Source organism: Vibrio brasiliensis LMG 20546 (genome assembly GCF_000189255.1).
Taxonomy (GTDB): domain Bacteria; phylum Pseudomonadota; class Gammaproteobacteria; order Enterobacterales; family Vibrionaceae; genus Vibrio; species Vibrio brasiliensis.
The window spans coordinates 1-16,841 of record NZ_AEVS01000056.1; the positions used below are offsets into that span (position 1 = coordinate 1).

Below are 16,841 nucleotides of genomic sequence, written 5' to 3' on the forward strand. Positions count from 1 at the left end.
ATCACCAAATGCGTAACAATGAAAACACATTACATTAACGTGAAATTGATCCCATGCAGTAGCTCAATACAGCTTCGGTCAAACGTGCCACCCATACTAATCTGCACGCATAGGAATGAAGTGTTATATCTCTATATCGTCAACAAAATTTAACTCATTGCTATTATTTTTCGGAGTATTAAGTACTTCATCGACAATACTTCCGTCAGTAGAATACCGCTTAGTCGTACGATAAATACCGACATAATTGTTTTTATTATTCAGTTTATTTTAATTGACTATTTTTAATGACAGTATTTCAATACAAATGACCTCATCCAAATTAATGTATCAAACAAGAATCAATCGAATTAAAATGGCTTAGTATCCCATTTTAATATACTAAACTCGCTACAGTTATTGAATGAAGAGTCAATATTATGCAGCATGTCTTTATTGGCTAACTAGATATATAGTTTTAAATCTATGAATGAAAAAGAACTCATCAGTAAAATAAGAATTAAGAGGCAGTCTCTAGGGATGACCCAAGATGACTTAGCTCAACTATGTAATACATCTCCTTCTCATATATGCAGAATTGAAAATGGTCAGTCTAGCCCTAAACTAAGTACTTTGATTAGGATCTACGACACTCTGTTAATATCAATGAGTATCAGTAGTGAAGAGATTCATACAAGATAAACAAGTCGTGAATCAGCTTCCTTCAATCCATTGTTCTAGCACACTTTCCCTGTTCTTTTCTGTCCGTTCGAACGCACCAAAATCTGCTCAATACGACAAAGCTTGGTACTGCGCGACGCAATAGCGCAGCTATAAAAAGCTAGGAGGCTCGAAGGCAATGAATATCGTTTTCTACCGTGGGTACCAGATTTACCACAAAAACTGCGAGTATTATTTTACTGTTCGCTCTGTAGACAAAAGGAGCAACAGCAATAAAGTCTATGTATCGAGAAATCTATTTACAATACATAAACTCATAGATGAGATGATAGAGTATCAGGTCATTGGTAAAGAGTTCGATTCGATGTGTTTAGGAGAAGAGCGCATTAACACTTCACTGAACTGGATAAAACAGTTGTAGCGTATCCTGCATAACAGTCGACTTAGTCAGCTTGCTATTAAACGAGAGGTTATTTGAGATCTACGCGACTTGTTCTCGAAGTCGTGCAAAGAATACCGGATATTTGTTCTTTATGTGGCGCTGTTCATCAACCATAATTTTGAATGTCGGGCCTTTGCGCAACTGAATAATGACCTCGTCATTGTCAAATCGAAGCACGGCTCCTTCTATATCAACATGACTTTCATCATGTAGATTCAAAACGCCTTTAACAGTCAAACCTTTGTACATGGATGTAAAGTTGTTAGCGACCATTCGAATGCCTCCTTCAGAGACTTCGGTCACCTGAAACATTTCATTGGCAAATTTTACAAACGGCCTGGCTCGCTTTGGGTACTTCAAGCGATAATATTTCCGTTTCTGTTCAAAATCACTCATGACCGCGCTCCTTACATCTTAGCGACACAGCTATTCCATTTAGTATAGTACTTACTACCTCTCTGAGGCTTAAGACTAAGTAATCTAACATATATCTGACTGGCTCGACAGATATATACGCTAATCTGACATGACCCAGTTATCGCTCCTTTGCTGCTTTATTAACATCCAACTCATGAACTACTAAACGTCGATCTAGCCAAAGATTTAAGGCGATTGTATCAGTATTATCTGATCACATCATACTACTTATTAACATATTTTTAACCTTTAATTCCAGCAATAACCCAACCAAACAGAACAAAGCTCTAAAGTCACTTTTTATAGCAACAAATTCCTTTACTTCATTACTGCAGGGCAATAAGTTTTTCTAATTATTTGATCATTTGAGGTCATTATGTCTGGCCAGAGTTTAGGCAATGGAATGGCTGCCTTTTCTTTCATTTTGTGGGGGCTGCTACCACTCTACTATCAATACTTACCTAACGTGGCGACAGATGAGTTGCTAGCTGTAAGACTGATCGCGTCAGTACCACTTGGGGCACTGATTGTTTTCGCAGTAACCAAGCGCTTACCTCAGTTTAACGCGATATGGGCTGATAAGCGCTCTCTGATCACTACGGCTTTTGCCGCCGTAGTGATGTCAATTTCATGGGTCGCGTTTACGTGGGCGTTGACTAACGAACGTGTCATGGAATCAAGCTTGGGATTCTTTATTAGCCCAATTGCCACCATGGCTTTGGGTGTATTCTGTCTCGGAGAACGCCTGTCGCTAGGTAAAAAAGTGGCACTGGCTTTAGCGTGTATCGGCCTTGGTTATCAGGTCATACATTATGGCGAGATCCCACTTGTCGCCCTCTCGATAGCCGTGTTCTTTTCTCTATATGGCTGGCTAAAAAAGAAGATTAATTATGAGTGGAGTACCAGTCTGTTTGTAGAAGCTCTGGTATTACTGCCACTAGCAATAAGCTATTTATTTTATAAAGAGATGACCCTTGGTACTGAGTCTTTTCATTCTGGAATGTCGACTCTGGCGCTATATATCGGCTCAGCCCCTGCGACATTATTACCGTTACTATTCTTCTCTATCGCCATCCGCTTAACCTCTCTTTCGACCATAGGCTTGATGCAATACATTGAGCCCTCTATCCAGTTCATTCTCGCTGTTTACCTGTTTGGTGAAGCATTTGATGAAGTGAAGCTGGTTAGCTTCAGTTTTATCTGGGCAGGACTTCTGTTTACTGTGTTTGATACTTTACGTTACCGTCATACTGCTAAGTCCCGATAAAAAAATCCCCTACTCATTGGTAAGGGATTGAATTTAGAACGCGATACTGAGGCTACCCTGCCAAATCATCGCTACTGAAAACAGTGCGATAGCCCCCAGCATACCAGCGGCCACTTTTTCTCTACCAAGGAAAGGGGATACACCCTGTTCTTTCTTAGCTTGAATATAGAAATAGAGGCCCGGAAGGTACAATATCGCTGACAACAACAGATAATTTAGACCCGACGCGTAAAGTAGCCACAATCCGTATAACGTCGCTCCTAGTCCGATAAACAGTAAACTGCCTCTGTTTCTCTCTTCTATCGCGATCTTGAGAACAAACGCCCCCACTAGAAAGTACGGTACCAGAATCATCTCTGACGCGATGATCAACAAGGTGTCATACGTACTGCCAGCAAACATAACAAAGATCAGCGAAATCTGAATCCAGACATTGGTCAGGGTCAGTGGTCTTACTGGACTGCCAGCATGGTTTAGCTCAGCATAACTTTTCGGGAACATCTTCTCTTTGGCGCAAAGGTAAGGCGCTTCAGAGGCCAACACCGTCCAACTAAGGAATGCACCACATACTGAGATTAACAAACCAACACTGATAATGTACTGACCCCATGGTCCCAAAATAGCGGTGAGCACTCGTGCCATGGATGGATTTTGATATTGAGCAAGCTCGACTGGCTTAACTACGCCCATAGAAAGCAGAGTCACAAACACATAAATGGCTAATGCGGTAAGCAAACCTAGAATGGTCGCGCGGCCGATATCTTTACGATTACGCGCCCTACTCGACACTACGACAGCACCTTCGATACCGATAAATACCCATACCGTGATTAACATGGTGCTTTTCACTTGCGCCCACAAATCGTGTCCTTCGCCAAAATGGAGCCCAGTAAAATCGAGGGTGAAAGTGTTCCAGCTAAACGCAAACATCGCACAAACGATGAAAACCAGTAATGGAACCAGTTTTGCGTAAGTGGTCACCATATTGATAAGTGCGGCAGTTTGTACACCACGCAGCACCAAGGCATGAACCATCCACAATAAACAAGACGCACCAAGCACAGAAATAAGAGTGTTACCCTGACCAAAAATCACATTATCTGGTGTATCAAACAGCATTCCTAAGGTACTGAAAACAATGACCAGGTAAGAAACGTTAGCGAGCATTGCACTCAGCCAATAACCCCATGCTGAACAGAAGCCAACAAAATCACCAAAACCTTCTTTTGCGTAGCCGAATACCCCACTATCAACATTTGGCCGGTGAAAGGCGAGCTTTTGGAAAGAGAGAGCAAGGAATATCATCCCCACCCCTGTTATTGCCCAACCAATCATTACTGCGGCTGGACTGGCAACAGAAGCCATATTTTGTGGCAAGCTGAAAACACCAGCTCCGATCATCGAGCCAATTACGATGGCTGTTAAGGAGCTTAAGCCAAGTTTGTTATCCATGTTGTTTCCGGAATACACATATAGGAGGAGGCGATTTTACGCTGAAACGGTTGCAATAGGCAGATCTGATGTGAAGCATATCGCATACATAGCAAACAAATCTCACCTTTCATTGTCATCGATCAATGGTTAGCTTTTAGAATAGTCAATTAGACCAAAAATTTAGGGCAATTCGAGACAATTTGCCAAATTTAATGCATTGGTTTAGATGTTAAGTCTGACTTTTCATTCATTATAAGAATGAAAAATAATTCAATTTAACCAAAAACGACCTTAAACAGTGGCAAAGTAATACAAATTGTCCTTATCTTCTCGCCAAACTGACATCATGAACTAGACTGATTTAAGGTGGCGATGACGCTGAGCGCATTGCTTCTCTATGATATCCATTACTTCCTGTTTGTGCGGTCGCTGAAATGCGACCTTTTTTTTGTCTGTGGAACAAAGCAGCCCATAGACTGCTTTGTTATCTGACCAGATTAGTGCGTAGAAGTGTCAGCTCGCTGACCGAACTCAGCATGGTGGTAGATTTCAGCCAAACTCTTGTCTTTTCTGACTTTAGCCTTTGATTTTTGTCCGCCAGCGTAATTCTGCTGTTGGGTATTAAGCGCCTTTTCATGAGCTTTTGCTGATTGAATAAACTTCGGATCATTCAACGCTTGTTGACGTAGGCGGTTAACGCGTTCGATGGTTTCTAATAACATAGTACCCTCCCATACAACTGTATTTATAACCAGTATAGAAGTTTTACTCGTAAGGTCAATAAAATACTGTATAAAAAAACAGTCTCTACTATTCTCGGCGACTCAAGAGCTTGGTCTTAAAATTGATAGATGGAGCCTATCGCAGTTATCTATATCATCCATTTCTAGCTTCGCTTCGCACTCGATAAACTGGTGCTATTCAAGATTGATATAAGGTAAAGATATGAAGGCAATAGTGGTTGAAGGCGGGGCAATGCGAGGGATCTTCGCCGCAGGAGTGTTGGATCATTTCATCTCACAACAGCATTACCCTTTTGATTTCGCCATTGGTGTTTCCGCCGGTACATCAAATCTTGTTGGCTACTTAGCGAAACAGCAAGGTCGTAGCTACCAAGTCATCACTCAACTGGCTACTGACCGCCAGTTTTATAACCCCAAACGTTTTCTAAAAGGTGGTAATCTGGTTGATGTCGAGTGGCTAGTCTCTGAGTCAGAACAACGCTTTCCGCTTGACGTCGAGACATTGTTTTCTGACTTGCCGCTATTGGCAACGACCACGAATATCGACACTGGCAATGCCGACTATTATCAGGTAACTCAGTCTAATCTGGCGCAAGTGCTTGAAGCCACCAGCGCACTACCAATTGCCTATAAACAGACACCCTGCTTTTCCGGTGGCTGTTATACCGATGGAGGCGTGGCAGATTCGATTCCGGTCATAGAGGCGTACCGCCGCGGGGCCAAAGAAATCACAGTGATCTTGTCCCACCCATTGAGTTATCAAATGCCTAAAAGCAAAAGTTCATGGTTAGTGTCTACACTACTCCATCGCTATCCTATGATCGGTAAAGCGATGGCTGATCGAGCCAATCGCTACAATCAGTCACTGGAGTTTATCCGCAACCCGCCGCAAGGGGTGACAATTCGGGTGATCGCGCCACCTGAAGATTTCGCGGTTAAACGCCTCACTATGAAGCGAGAAACATTGGATCAGGGCTATTCGATGGGATTAAAAGAGGGGCGCGAACACCTTGCCAGTCGACAAGGTATTCACGGTTTAACAGAAGAAAACTGTCATTTCTGCCTTTAGTGAGCGATATCGAGCTGGTTGTCTTTAACACCATTAACTCGGAACCAGCCAGCGATGCTGTAACGTTCACTGTTGGTTGGCAGGACTTCATGAGGGAACTGCTCTGAGAAGAATACAAACAAACGCCCTGATTTAGGTGGAATTCGCGCTATTTCGTTATCATCAAGATCGTAAACGACCAATTCACCAGCATCTTGTTCAGACCAGGATTCATTCATATAGAAAACCGTCGTTAATCGGCGGTTCTCATTACCCTGAAAGCAATCTAAGTGCTTCTTATAAAAATCGCCTTTCTCGTACTTAGCAAAGTGAGCTTCATACTCAAATAGCCCCAAAAAGAAGTGGCGATTCGCTTCAAGTCTTATTTGCTCCATTTTGCTTAAGAAGCATTCAACGGGTTGCCCCATACTCGGATGTAACCACTGGATTTTATCGCTACGAATTGCACTCTCGCGCATCACTTCTTCGTTACGACCAATTCGTGCTTTTTTCCACTCTTCTGGAATACAGTCCCTTAACTGTCCGACTTCATCTTCCGTTAGAAAGTCATCCCAAACATAGTAACCCTGGGTAAATAGAGCGTCGATTAGTTGGTTCATTAGTGAGTATTGTCCAGTGATTTATTCAGAGGACGCCTTATACACAAATCAACCGAGCACGGACAAATCAGGTTATTTGTCGATTCGATTACCGAGCGTAATCAAGAGTCGAAAATTGCGACATTAATATCAACGGGTGAGCCGAGCCAATAGGCATATTCCGTATGATCTTTAAAATCATCTCCGGTCACGGCGTGAACCAGTACTGAGTGACCGTTGCGTTGTTGTTCTAGCCAGGGAACCAAGGTGTCAAAGTCATTGCTGGTAAAGGTAATTGAAAAGCTCCACATCATGTGTGGCCCGACTAACTTTTCATTAAAACGGCCAACCGCCAGTTCAAAGGTGTTTTTTACCTGATCGCGCAACTGACGAGCGAACTCAACCGTCGACGAGTCAAAATAGATATGAGCGTGGTAATCTTGATGAGTATTTTTTATTAAAAGCATAGGTTTACGGACTTATAAAATTCGCCACACAACATATCACTGAGACAAGTTAGTGTCGCGTTTACTTACATTCATTACACTATAGCGTTAGGTAACAATTCCCTTTTCGACCGCATACTTGGCCAATTCCGCCGTACTATGAAGGTCAAGTTTATGCTTAATATTCTGACGATGAGTTTCTACAGTGCGGTAGCTGATGTTGAGGATTGAAGCGACTTCCTTACTGCTCTTGCCTTCTGCCACCAGTTTTAAAATCGCTTCTTCACGACGGCTAAGGGGATTAGGTTTGCTACTGCTCGGGATCACTTCCTGTGAAAATAGCGTCTGCGTGACCGATTCACAAAAATAGGTCGAGCCTTGATAAACCGTTTTAATCGCTTGCACCATACGGCGAGCACAGATCTCTTTGAGCATGTAACCTACTGCGCCTACCTGCATCACTTTCATAATGTATTCACGATTATCATGCATAGTGAGCATTAAGACTTTTACCTCAGGCAGTTCCTCTTTAATCACCGCAGTGGCATCAATACCATTCATCAACGGCATACTCACATCCATCAGAACTACATCTGGCAGCAAGTTTTTCACTACCTCAATGGCTTCAACACCATTGCTGGCAGAGCCGATCACTTCAATATCCTGTTCAGTCTCTAAACGAGCGATAAATCCATCTAATACCACTTGGTGATCATCAACAATCACCACTTTAATTGGTTTATCCATATACTAATCCGTCCAACTCTAGCAATACTGTAATTTCTGTTCCAAGCCCAGGCTCACTTTCAATTTCAAACTCACCACCAATGAACTCAACTCTTTCACGCATGTTTCTAAGTCCAATACCGCTTTTCCTTAGCGCAGATCCGACATCAAACCCGACGCCATCATCACGTATGATCAGCTGCAACATATTTCCCATTTGCTGCAAGATCACGCTGACATTGTTAGCATGGGAGTGTTTTTCGATGTTGGTCAGTGATTCTTGAGCAACGCGGTACAAGGTCGTCGCTGCATCAGACTGAAGTTTGCCAGGCTGAGTCGACAAAGATGCTTCGATTTCCACCCCTGAGTGGGATTTGAAATCAAGCAGTAAACTGTTCAGTGCGGCTTCTAAACCTATGTCATCAAGTGCGCTAGGGCGTAAGTTGTGCGAGATATGACGCACTTCGTTTATGGCAGTGGTTAACGACTGTTGAGACTTAGACAAGTGTTGTTGAAGGGCCGCATCATCAATCTTGCTCGCCAGAAGCTCTAAATGACACTTGCTTGAAACCAGTAGTTGATTAATACCGTCGTGTAACTCACGAGCAAGATGCTTCTTCTCATCTTCCTGAAACATCACCGTCTGGTGCGCGAGCTGTTTCAGACTTCGATCCGCAAGTCGGTGTTCATGAAGGTTCACCGCCAAAGCGATAACAACGATAACCCCAACCGTAACCACCATAATGACAATCACTGAGAAAAAGGTCGTTTCAATATTGCTGCTCACTTCTGACTTGAGGTTAGCAACTTCATAGGTGATATCTTCGATATAGAGCCCGGTGCCTATCATCCAGCCCCACTTGTCTAACCAAGCCGCATAGCTGAGCTTAGTGACATTTTCTCCGGTAGAAGGTTTTTGCCATAGGTATTGATGGAAACCGCCACCGCGTTGCGCCTGATTGAGCAAGGCTTTAATTAAGTAGTCACCGTTCCCATCGCGAAGATACAGTAAATTCTGACCGATTAAATCCGGCATAACTGGGTGGACAAGATTTTTTCCGTCCTGATCATAAGCGAAAAAGTAGCCGTCTCTATCTTTACCGTAGCGAAGCTTAGTCAGAACTTCTTTAACCTGCTGCTTAGCCACATCTTCCGGCAACTGGTCGTCATTATAGATATGAGAGATCGCATCCAGCGCGAGGTCCACTTTATCTTTTAGTGCCGTTTCTTTTGAACGAATTAGCCCGTCTTCGAAGATTTGAATCTCTTTTTCACCCAAGGTTTTGGCTTGGTAAATAGAGATCCAACTGGTCAAAGCGGTCACTAACAGCAAAGGCAGTAAGCTGAGTAAAATCAGCTTGGCTTGTAGAGGCATTCCCTTCCCCATAAAAACAACATAAGTTGCTTACCCTAAGGGCAAGCAACTTAACTTTAACAGGAGTTGTTAGCTAACTGTAATTAAATGATCACATTCCGTAAAATTCCGGGAAGACAAGTAATGTCGCCAACACCGCTATCTGGATACCGATAAATGGCATTACACCTCGGTAGATATCGCGGGTTGTCACTCCTTTCGGCGCCACACCTTTCAAATAGAACAGGCTGAAACCAAATGGTGGGGTCAGGAACGAAGTCTGTAGGTTCATCGCAATCAGAATCGCAAACCAAGTCATGTTGATTCCCATGATTTCCGCAACTGGTGCCAGAATAGGTACGATAATGAAACAGATTTCCACAAAGTCGATAAAGAAACCAAGGATAAGAATCACCAGCATAGTAATGATCAAGAAGCCCCATTTCTCACCAGGGATTTGCAGCATCCACTCTTCGACCAGATAATCACCGCCAGTATAAGTAAATGCCATCGAGAAAGCCGTTGCACCTAGCAGGATAGCAAATACCATCGCCGTTACTTTTACTGTCTCTTTTGACGCTTCATAAACCATTGACCAGCTAAACTGACGGTACAGCAGTGCCAGTACAATCGCACCTGCCCCACCCAAAGCTGCAGATTCAGTCGGAGTCGCAATACCAGCGAAGATAGAACCGAGTACAACAACGATCAGCGCAAGTGGCGGAATAACAGCTTTCAGGGCAGTAATGACTTCTTCTTTACGACTGATGTCACCGTCACTCGGGATTGGCTGGGCTGCTTCTGGGTTTAACTTAGCGTAAATCAGAATATAAACAACGTATGCACCAACGAGTACCAATCCTGGCCATACCGCTGCCTGGAATAGATCACCAACAGGAACGCCGAGCACGTCACCAAGTAGAATCAATACAATCGATGGTGGAATAATCTGACCTAAGGTACCTGACGCACAGATGGTGCCACACGCCAGACCCTTGTCGTAGTTGTATTTGAGCATTACTGGAAGTGAGATAAGGCCCATCGCTACAACAGAAGCACCCACCACCCCCGTAGAGGCTGCAAGTAATGCACCTACCAGAACGGTTGAAATAGCAATACCACCTCGGACACCGCCAAACAGTTTACCCATCGACTCCAGCAGCTGCTCCGCCAGACGGGTTTTCTGTAGTACTAACCCCATAAATACGAACAGCGGCACGGCCATTAGAACCGTGTTTTCCATGATGGACTGAATACGATATGGCATGAAGGCAAACATCTCCCAGCCTTCTGCCCAAACACCGAAAATTAACGCGATACCACCAAAGGTAAACGCAACCGGGAAGCCAAGTAGCAAAGCAAACAAGGCAACAAAAAACATTACAATACCGACCATTGTTGTCTCCTTACTTCTGTTCTTGTTGAGCGTAAATCAGGTGTGGATTAAAAATCTTGTTTAGTGAATGCAGCAGTAAACCGACACCGCTGATCGCCATAAACAAGAATGATAGCGGGATCATCGCTTTAATAATCCAACGATACGGAAGGCCACCCGGATCTCCGGACGTTTCGCCTAATGCATAACTTTCTTTGGCAAAATCGACACCGTAGTACGCAACAAGCAGACAAAATGGCAGTAAGAAAAATAGGGTTCCCAACAGGTCGATAATCGACTGCGCCTTATGAGATAAGCGCTCGTAAAACAGGTCTACACGTACGTGGCCGCCTGCTTTAATCGCATAGGGAACACCAAGTAGGAAAACCGCTGAGAATAGATGCCATTCCATTTCTTGAAATGCTATAGAGACATCATTAAAGACATATCGCATCACCACGTCATACACGACGTTGGCCAGCAACAAAATGAACAGTATGCTTGAAAGCCAACCTAAAAAATCACCGAAGCGATTAAATAGACGCTCTATATATATTAGGCTTCTCATTCCCTACTCCATGGAATTCTGAAAATAGCGCCACTGAATCAGTGGCGACAAACTGTTGTTAAAACAAAAATAGGTTCTTGGGCTTGTTGGGACAAGTGACATTGTCACCTGTCCCTTTAGTATAATTATGATTATTGAGCTTGGCTGTTTAGGTAAGCGCGGTGCGAAATGTCTGTCCACGAACGAACCTGTTTCAGGTAATCAGCCTGAGATTTCTGAATCTCTTTTGCTAACTCGTCTTTTTCTGCATGTTTAGCAAGTAGACGATCATTCGCTTCACGAAGTGCACCCATCACTTCTGGTGGGAAATCTTTTACCTGTACGTCAGGGTACTCAGACTTGATAGAAACCCAGTTCTTACCGCTTTCGTGCGTAGCTTGAGTGTACATATCGTACGCTGCAGTGCGCATAGCGACACGTAGGATCTCACGTAGGTCTTCAGGTAAACGCTCGTAAGTACGCTTGTTCACAAGGAACTGAAGCTCTGAACCTGGCTCATGCCAACCTGTGTAGTAGTAAGGAGCAATCTTGTGGAAACCCATACGAAGGTCAAGAGAAGGACCAACCCACTCCAGTGCATCGATAGTACGACGCTCCAGCGACGTGTATAGCTCGCCCGGTGCGATGTTAGTTGGTTTCGCGCCTAGCTCAGCCAGGATTTCACCCGCAAAACCAGGAATACGCATTTTCAGACCTTGTAGATCTTCAACCGAGTTGATCTCTTTCTGGAACCAACCACCCATCTGAATATCAGTGTTACCGCCAGGGAAAGAAAGAAGGTTATGTGGAGAGTAAACCTGCTCCATCAATTCCATACCACCGCCGTGGTAGAACCACGCATACTGCTCCGCCGGAGTCATACCAAATGGCATAGACGTGAAGTAAAGTGTGTTTGGCACTTTACCCTTCCAGTAATACGAACCTGAGTGACCTAAGTCGTACTGACCAGATTTCACCATATCAAAGATACCTAGTGGCGCTTTGTGCTTGTTCGCTGAGTCGATACGAATTTGCAGACGGCCATTAGACATTTTCTCTGCCATTGCTGCCATATTTTTCGTTGCGTCACCAAACACTGGGAAGTTTGGACCCCAAGTTTCCGCCAGTTTTAAACGGTAAACTTTTTCAGCAGCGGTCGCTGAAGTCGCCATTGCTGCAAGAGCTGCCGCTACTGCAGTAGCTTTTAATACTCGTTTTAGAGATTGTTTTATAAGACTCATGTTCACGTCCTTTGTTTAACGATCATACCCTTCTAGGTACCTTTTGTTTCACCTATAGAGTGAGTCATCTATTAACAAGAAGAAATCAGCGAGAACACTGAAAATATTTAACAGCAACACGTAAAATTCGACCAAAGAACTACGTACTTATACGTAGTCCTATAGCCTCACTTTAAATAACTATCGATAAAACATGACGTTGGAATACGAGAACTAATACAAGGATTGGAAATATACCTAGTCACTCGTACGCGAGAACTGACTATTATATTGATAAGAAATGTGACAGGGATAAAAAATAGACCCTGCAGATATAACAAAGCCCCGACCAAGTCGAGGCTAATAATACGCATCATCCATCAAGCCTGGGCTTGAACGGATTCATCTAACGGCAATTAAACTGCTTTGTAGATAACTTTGTTGCCCGCTAGCTGCTCTTTCACTACCAGGTTTTCTTCTAGTAGTTTTTTCAGTGCACCTGTTGCCCAAGATGCCGCTTTCGCGTCTTCTTGACCCGCAGCAAGGCCGATGCCTTTAGGGTTGATGCCTTCTGCATTGCTAACAACGATGTCTAGAACTTGTTGCTGCTTTGGAGTAAGCGCAACGTCAGTTGTCTTAGCGGCTGCTACAACTTTCTCCGCTGCTGGTTTTACAGCTACTTTTTTCTCAACTTCAGGCTTAGCTTTCTTTGTTGCTTTTACACTTGCAACTGTCGCTTTAATGCGCTTTTGCAGTTTTAGCTGCACTTTACGCTTATGAGCAAGTCTCATCGAGTATGTCTCCATTTCACTGCATACGGAGCAGTGGTGAAAATTTGAAGCGCGATTTATACCAAAAATTTGCACCTATTTACAGACCATCCACGGTTTTATGCCACAAAAATGCGCGATATGCTGGCATCAGGCTACAATTTAATCAGTAACTGTAGTGATCAAATTACAGACTACTGAGTATATAAACAGAGGTATTACTGTTTCGGTAGAGAAATATGCAAACGGTACATTTATCCAATCATCCCTTTCTGATTTCATCTTTAACCAGTCGTTGGCTGTTAGGGCTATTTTCTATTGGCTGTCTTTTCCTGATGCTTTATGCCCCTGGATGGCAACAAGCGCTGTTAACTATCATTGCCATTACATGTTTGATCGGATTCGGCTACCTGCTGGTTTTAAAAAGCACAGTACGCTTCACTCTTACCGCCAGCCACTTTCAGCAACATCTGTTTAAAGGCGGTTGGGTATTAAAGTGGAACAATATTAGCAAGATAGGCATTTGCCACTACGACCAGGATGGGTGGCAACAGCCATTGCCCTGGATTGGCGTAAGAGTTAAGAACTACTCTCCTTATTTAGAAAGCATCTGCCCCCGTATAGCAACAGAAATTTTGCTTAGCCAAAGAGCACTACTCTATTTAGGTGCTCGACAGCACCAACAGGGCGAGCGATTCGAAGATATTGTCCTGGATTCACAGATATACCGTAACTCCCAAGGAAAAGAGTTTAAGGGGTTGCAGGCTATGCTGGCTAACCGCATGCGCTACCAGCGTGAATATTACGGCTACGATATATTTATTTCAGCCAACGACTTAGATAGAGAGCCCGATGAGTTTGTTGGCCTCGCCAGGCGCTATCTGGCAGCGGCTGAGCCAGAAGAGAACCTTTAGTTGGGTGACGATAGGGATCAAAAAAGGTCGCGCAAGCGACCTTTTTAATGTTTAGTGTTTTAGTACAACGGCATTTCGTCGGCAACAAACGGGTTGGATGCGCGCTCACGACCAAATGTCGATTCAGGGCCGTGCCCCGGAACAAAACGAACATCGTTACCAAGCGGCCACAGTTTGGTTTTAATAGAGTTAATCAGGGTATCAAAGTCCCCTTTCGGGAAATCGGTACGACCAACAGAGCCATTAAACAGAACATCGCCAACAAAAGCTAACTTAGCTTCTTGGCTAAATAGTACAACATGGCCTGGTGTGTGACCTGGTGTATGGATAACATCCATTGTCTGCTGACCAAAAGTAATCTTGTCGCCATCATTAAGCCACTGGTTTGGCTCAAATGCTTCCGTTAGTGGGAAACCAAACATCTGGCTCTGCCCCTCAAGACCTTGTAACCAGAAGTTATCATCTTTATGAGGACCGATGATTTCGATGTCACCCAGTTCACGAGAAAGAGGCTCTGTTCCACCAACGTGGTCCAGGTGACCGTGCGTCAAAACAAGGTTCACGACTTTCACACCAAGTTCTTTGATCAACATCGCCAGCTGTTTAACATCACCGCCCGGATCGACAACAATGCCTTCCATTGTTTGATCACACCAAACAATAGAACAGTTCTGAGAAAACGAAGTAACGGGAACAACTTGATACTTAAGTGACATATAAAAACCTTGCTAGATACTTTTCTCGCTGAACTATGACATTTGCCAGGCGCTTTGACAACTCTCGCCTGTAACGGATTGAGAAAGCTATGACCAGTAACGAACCGGACCAGTATCAATATGAACGAAATTGCTACCCGGATAGTAGCCAACACCACCAAGTTTTAACTCACGAGACACGTCACGAACGCGCTTTAAGCTGACACCGTCGAGGCGAAAGTCAATCGCCTGACCAAGCATGTGATAGCTCTTTTTCGCCACACCTTTCGATTTGCCACGTAACGCTTCATTGGTCGCCGGAGAACGGTAACCAGAGATAATCTGCACTTCTGTTTCTACACTGAGCTCTTTCTGAATCAAACTAATATGATCGAAAAGACGTTTATCCATCGGGTGAACTTCGTTGCGTCTAAAGTCACGACAGATGTGGTTTAGTCGGCTGAGTTCTTTAGATACATAGTTGTTGCCATCGAAATAGCACGTTTCCAGCGCTTCACGAGTATGCAGGTTGGTCAATGCAAGACTGCGTGGTTTATCTGGATATCCTGCCAACGCGACACTCGGAGCACAACTTGCTACTACCAAACCACTTCCGGCCAGTTTAATAAAATCTCGTCGGGATAATGCCACTTTAAAATACCTTCACAAAAATAGTTGCTCAAACGTGTCGAACGGCGACACTACCTAACTCTGTTGTGAAGTGCAAATGCATAAAACATGCTCAAAGTCACCTTTGAGCATGAGTGTTTTGCTTAATTATTGAACCTATTGATAAAAATGTTTGGCGTGAACAATCGTAAAGGTTTGGTAAATTCTATCCCTTTGTGTAACGAAATCTGTCTAGGCGGTAAATGTCTTCCCTATAGTGGACATTACCTTCCTCATACCATGCCGTCTGATAGATAATATGGACCGGAATACGGCTTTTTAATGGGATGGCCTGATTTGGTGTCGGACTCACCTGCTCTTCCTGTTCAATAACCAGACCTTGCGTTTGCAACAAGGTATCAGCGAACACATCGGCATTTTCTACACGGATACACCCTGAGCTAAACGCTCTTTGAGTCTCATCAAACAACCCTTTACTTGGCGTATCATGAAGATAAATAGCACGTCGGTTGGGCGTATTGAACTTGTACAGTCCCAACGCGTTAGCCTGACCGGATAGTTGAGTCATGCGGTAAGGGAATTGGTGAGGATTTAGGTTATCCCAGTCAATTTCATCTGGGTTGATCACCTCTTGAGACCCCCATTTAGGAATGATCATAATGTTTTGTCTGGCCAGATACTCCCTATCCTGCTTAACCTTAGGAATGATATCTTCAACCATGATTTTCCACGGAACGTTCCAGGTCGGGTTAAGAATTAATGAATCCAGCTTGGTCATCATCACTGGCGTGGGACGCGCTTTCTTGCCGACGACGACTTTTGATTGAAATACTTCTTGTCCTGAATTCCAGTACTTCATCTGAAAGCTGGGAACGTTGACGACAATAATGGTGTCACGCTGAACTGGCCAATAACGATTACGCTCGGCATTAATTGCCAGAATCGCGAGACGCTTTTCTATTGGCAGGTTAATCCACTTGATCGTCTCAGGACCAATAATGCCGTCAGCCTCTAAACCGTGTAAGCGCTGGAACTGCTTGACTGCCGTTTCTAATGTCCGGTCGTACCAACTGACGTCTTTCCGCACATCGAGCAGGTTAACGTCAACAATCTCCAGACGTTGCAAAAGCACATCCCGCTGTTCTAATTTATCACCGACCTTGGCTAGCCCTGTCTGGCTGTACAGCGGCGTATTCAGCTTTTGATACTTAACCATGTGCAGGTAGGTATCTACCAAATCCATATAGCCCGAGGAATCAGGCGTATAGGCATCAATGAGTTCACCCAGTTGTTGTTGAGCAATGGCGCGATGAGTGGCAATCAGTGAGCTATTGGGCGGCAAAGGAAGTGTGCGAGGCATCTTACGTTCAAAGAACCAGTCTTGCCCGCGAGTCTTGGCAACCTCCGCATAGCTCATATAAAGCAGCAGAGTGTCTGTCGCGAGCAGGTCATACTCATACCAGCGATTACTTTTACGGTAGAACTGAAGATAGCTAAGCTGGCGAGAAAATGTCGAGCTGAAGCCAGCGTGATGAATGACTTCTAACTGGAATT

Annotated in this window: 18 protein-coding genes; 4 read left to right on the forward strand and 14 right to left on the reverse strand. The window is 44.0% G+C overall.

The window, feature by feature from the left end:
* Positions 1 to 465: 465 nt before the first annotated feature.
* Positions 466 to 681, forward strand: coding sequence for a helix-turn-helix domain-containing protein (locus tag RH46_RS22605; RefSeq protein WP_071985911.1), 216 nt, complete (start codon positions 466 to 468; stop codon positions 679 to 681).
* A 460-nt stretch (positions 682 to 1,141) separates the two neighbouring features.
* Here the strand turns inward: RH46_RS22605 and RH46_RS09585 are convergent, their stop codons facing one another.
* Positions 1,142 to 1,498, reverse strand: coding sequence for a PilZ domain-containing protein (locus RH46_RS09585; RefSeq protein WP_006879229.1), 357 nt, complete (start codon positions 1,496 to 1,498; stop codon positions 1,142 to 1,144).
* A 397-nt stretch (positions 1,499 to 1,895) separates the two neighbouring features.
* On the opposite strand from RH46_RS09585, the gene rarD reads away from it, so the two are divergent.
* Complete coding sequence (gene rarD / locus RH46_RS09590) at positions 1,896 to 2,786, forward strand: EamA family transporter RarD (RefSeq protein WP_006879231.1); 891 nt, start codon at positions 1,896 to 1,898, stop codon at positions 2,784 to 2,786.
* A gap of 33 nt (positions 2,787 to 2,819) precedes the next feature.
* Here rarD and RH46_RS09595 read toward each other — a convergent pair whose 3' ends face one another.
* Both RH46_RS09595 and RH46_RS09600 read right to left on the reverse strand, forming a co-directional pair.
* Complete coding sequence (locus tag RH46_RS09595; protein ID WP_006879232.1) at positions 2,820 to 4,238, reverse strand: basic amino acid/polyamine antiporter; 1,419 nt, start codon at positions 4,236 to 4,238, stop codon at positions 2,820 to 2,822.
* Positions 4,239 to 4,717: 479 nt separating this feature from the next.
* Positions 4,718 to 4,942 carry a hypothetical protein gene (locus tag RH46_RS09600; RefSeq protein WP_006879233.1) on the reverse strand — a complete coding sequence of 75 codons (225 nt, stop codon included), beginning with the start codon at positions 4,940 to 4,942 and terminating at the stop codon, positions 4,718 to 4,720.
* A 223-nt stretch (positions 4,943 to 5,165) separates the two neighbouring features.
* Between RH46_RS09600 and RH46_RS09605 the strand changes: the two genes are divergently transcribed.
* A complete protein-coding gene (locus RH46_RS09605) occupies positions 5,166 to 6,032 on the forward strand; it encodes a patatin-like phospholipase family protein (RefSeq protein WP_006879234.1) in 867 nt (288 codons plus the stop codon).
* Here the strand turns inward: RH46_RS09605 and RH46_RS09610 are convergent.
* From RH46_RS09610 to RH46_RS09645, 8 genes are all read right to left on the reverse strand, one after another.
* Positions 6,029 to 6,631, reverse strand: a complete 603-nt coding sequence (locus RH46_RS09610) for a 2OG-Fe(II) oxygenase (protein WP_006879235.1) — start codon at positions 6,629 to 6,631, stop codon at positions 6,029 to 6,031. The two genes, RH46_RS09605 and RH46_RS09610, sit on opposite strands and share 4 nt — an antisense overlap.
* 101 nt (positions 6,632 to 6,732) lie before the next feature.
* The gene (locus tag RH46_RS09615; protein ID WP_006879236.1) at positions 6,733 to 7,077 is read right to left on the reverse strand and encodes a DOPA 4,5-dioxygenase family protein; all 345 of its coding nucleotides are present in this window, start codon (positions 7,075 to 7,077) and stop codon (positions 6,733 to 6,735) included.
* Between the two features lie 87 nt (positions 7,078 to 7,164).
* Entirely contained in the window at positions 7,165 to 7,803 is a 639-nt protein-coding gene (locus RH46_RS09620) for a response regulator (protein ID WP_006879237.1), read from the reverse strand.
* Positions 7,796 to 9,157 carry a cache domain-containing protein gene (locus tag RH46_RS09625; RefSeq protein ID WP_006879238.1) on the reverse strand — a complete coding sequence of 454 codons (1,362 nt, stop codon included), beginning with the start codon at positions 9,155 to 9,157 and terminating at the stop codon, positions 7,796 to 7,798. The genes RH46_RS09620 and RH46_RS09625 overlap by 8 nt, the downstream gene beginning before the upstream one ends.
* 91 nt (positions 9,158 to 9,248) lie before the next feature.
* Positions 9,249 to 10,532 (reverse strand): TRAP transporter large permease, encoded by a 1,284-nt coding sequence (locus RH46_RS09630; protein ID WP_006879239.1) that lies wholly within the window; start codon positions 10,530 to 10,532, stop codon positions 9,249 to 9,251.
* Between the two features lie 10 nt (positions 10,533 to 10,542).
* The gene (locus RH46_RS09635; protein WP_006879240.1) at positions 10,543 to 11,079 is read right to left on the reverse strand and encodes a TRAP transporter small permease subunit; all 537 of its coding nucleotides are present in this window, start codon (positions 11,077 to 11,079) and stop codon (positions 10,543 to 10,545) included.
* A 131-nt stretch (positions 11,080 to 11,210) separates the two neighbouring features.
* Positions 11,211 to 12,299, reverse strand: a complete 1,089-nt coding sequence (locus RH46_RS09640) for a TRAP transporter substrate-binding protein (RefSeq protein WP_006879241.1) — start codon at positions 12,297 to 12,299, stop codon at positions 11,211 to 11,213.
* 395 nt (positions 12,300 to 12,694) lie between these two features.
* Positions 12,695 to 13,069: a hypothetical protein gene (locus RH46_RS09645; protein WP_006879242.1), complete on the reverse strand. Its 375-nt coding sequence runs from the start codon at positions 13,067 to 13,069 to the stop codon at positions 12,695 to 12,697.
* Between the two features lie 218 nt (positions 13,070 to 13,287).
* On the opposite strand from RH46_RS09645, the gene RH46_RS09650 reads away from it, so the two are divergent.
* Positions 13,288 to 13,962, forward strand: a complete 675-nt coding sequence (locus RH46_RS09650) for a DUF2982 domain-containing protein (RefSeq protein WP_006879243.1) — start codon at positions 13,288 to 13,290, stop codon at positions 13,960 to 13,962.
* A gap of 59 nt (positions 13,963 to 14,021) precedes the next feature.
* Here RH46_RS09650 and RH46_RS09655 read toward each other — a convergent pair whose 3' ends face one another.
* The 3 genes from RH46_RS09655 to RH46_RS09665 all read right to left on the reverse strand — a co-directional run.
* Positions 14,022 to 14,678, reverse strand: coding sequence for an MBL fold metallo-hydrolase (locus tag RH46_RS09655; RefSeq protein ID WP_006879244.1), 657 nt, complete (start codon positions 14,676 to 14,678; stop codon positions 14,022 to 14,024).
* Positions 14,679 to 14,765: 87 nt separating this feature from the next.
* A complete protein-coding gene (gene mepK, locus RH46_RS09660; RefSeq protein ID WP_006879245.1) occupies positions 14,766 to 15,308 on the reverse strand; it encodes a peptidoglycan L,D-endopeptidase MepK in 543 nt (180 codons plus the stop codon).
* Positions 15,309 to 15,492: 184 nt separating this feature from the next.
* Positions 15,493 to 16,841, reverse strand: a 1,349-nt coding sequence (locus tag RH46_RS09665; RefSeq protein WP_006879246.1) for a L,D-transpeptidase family protein, incomplete at its 5' end; no start/stop codon positions are given.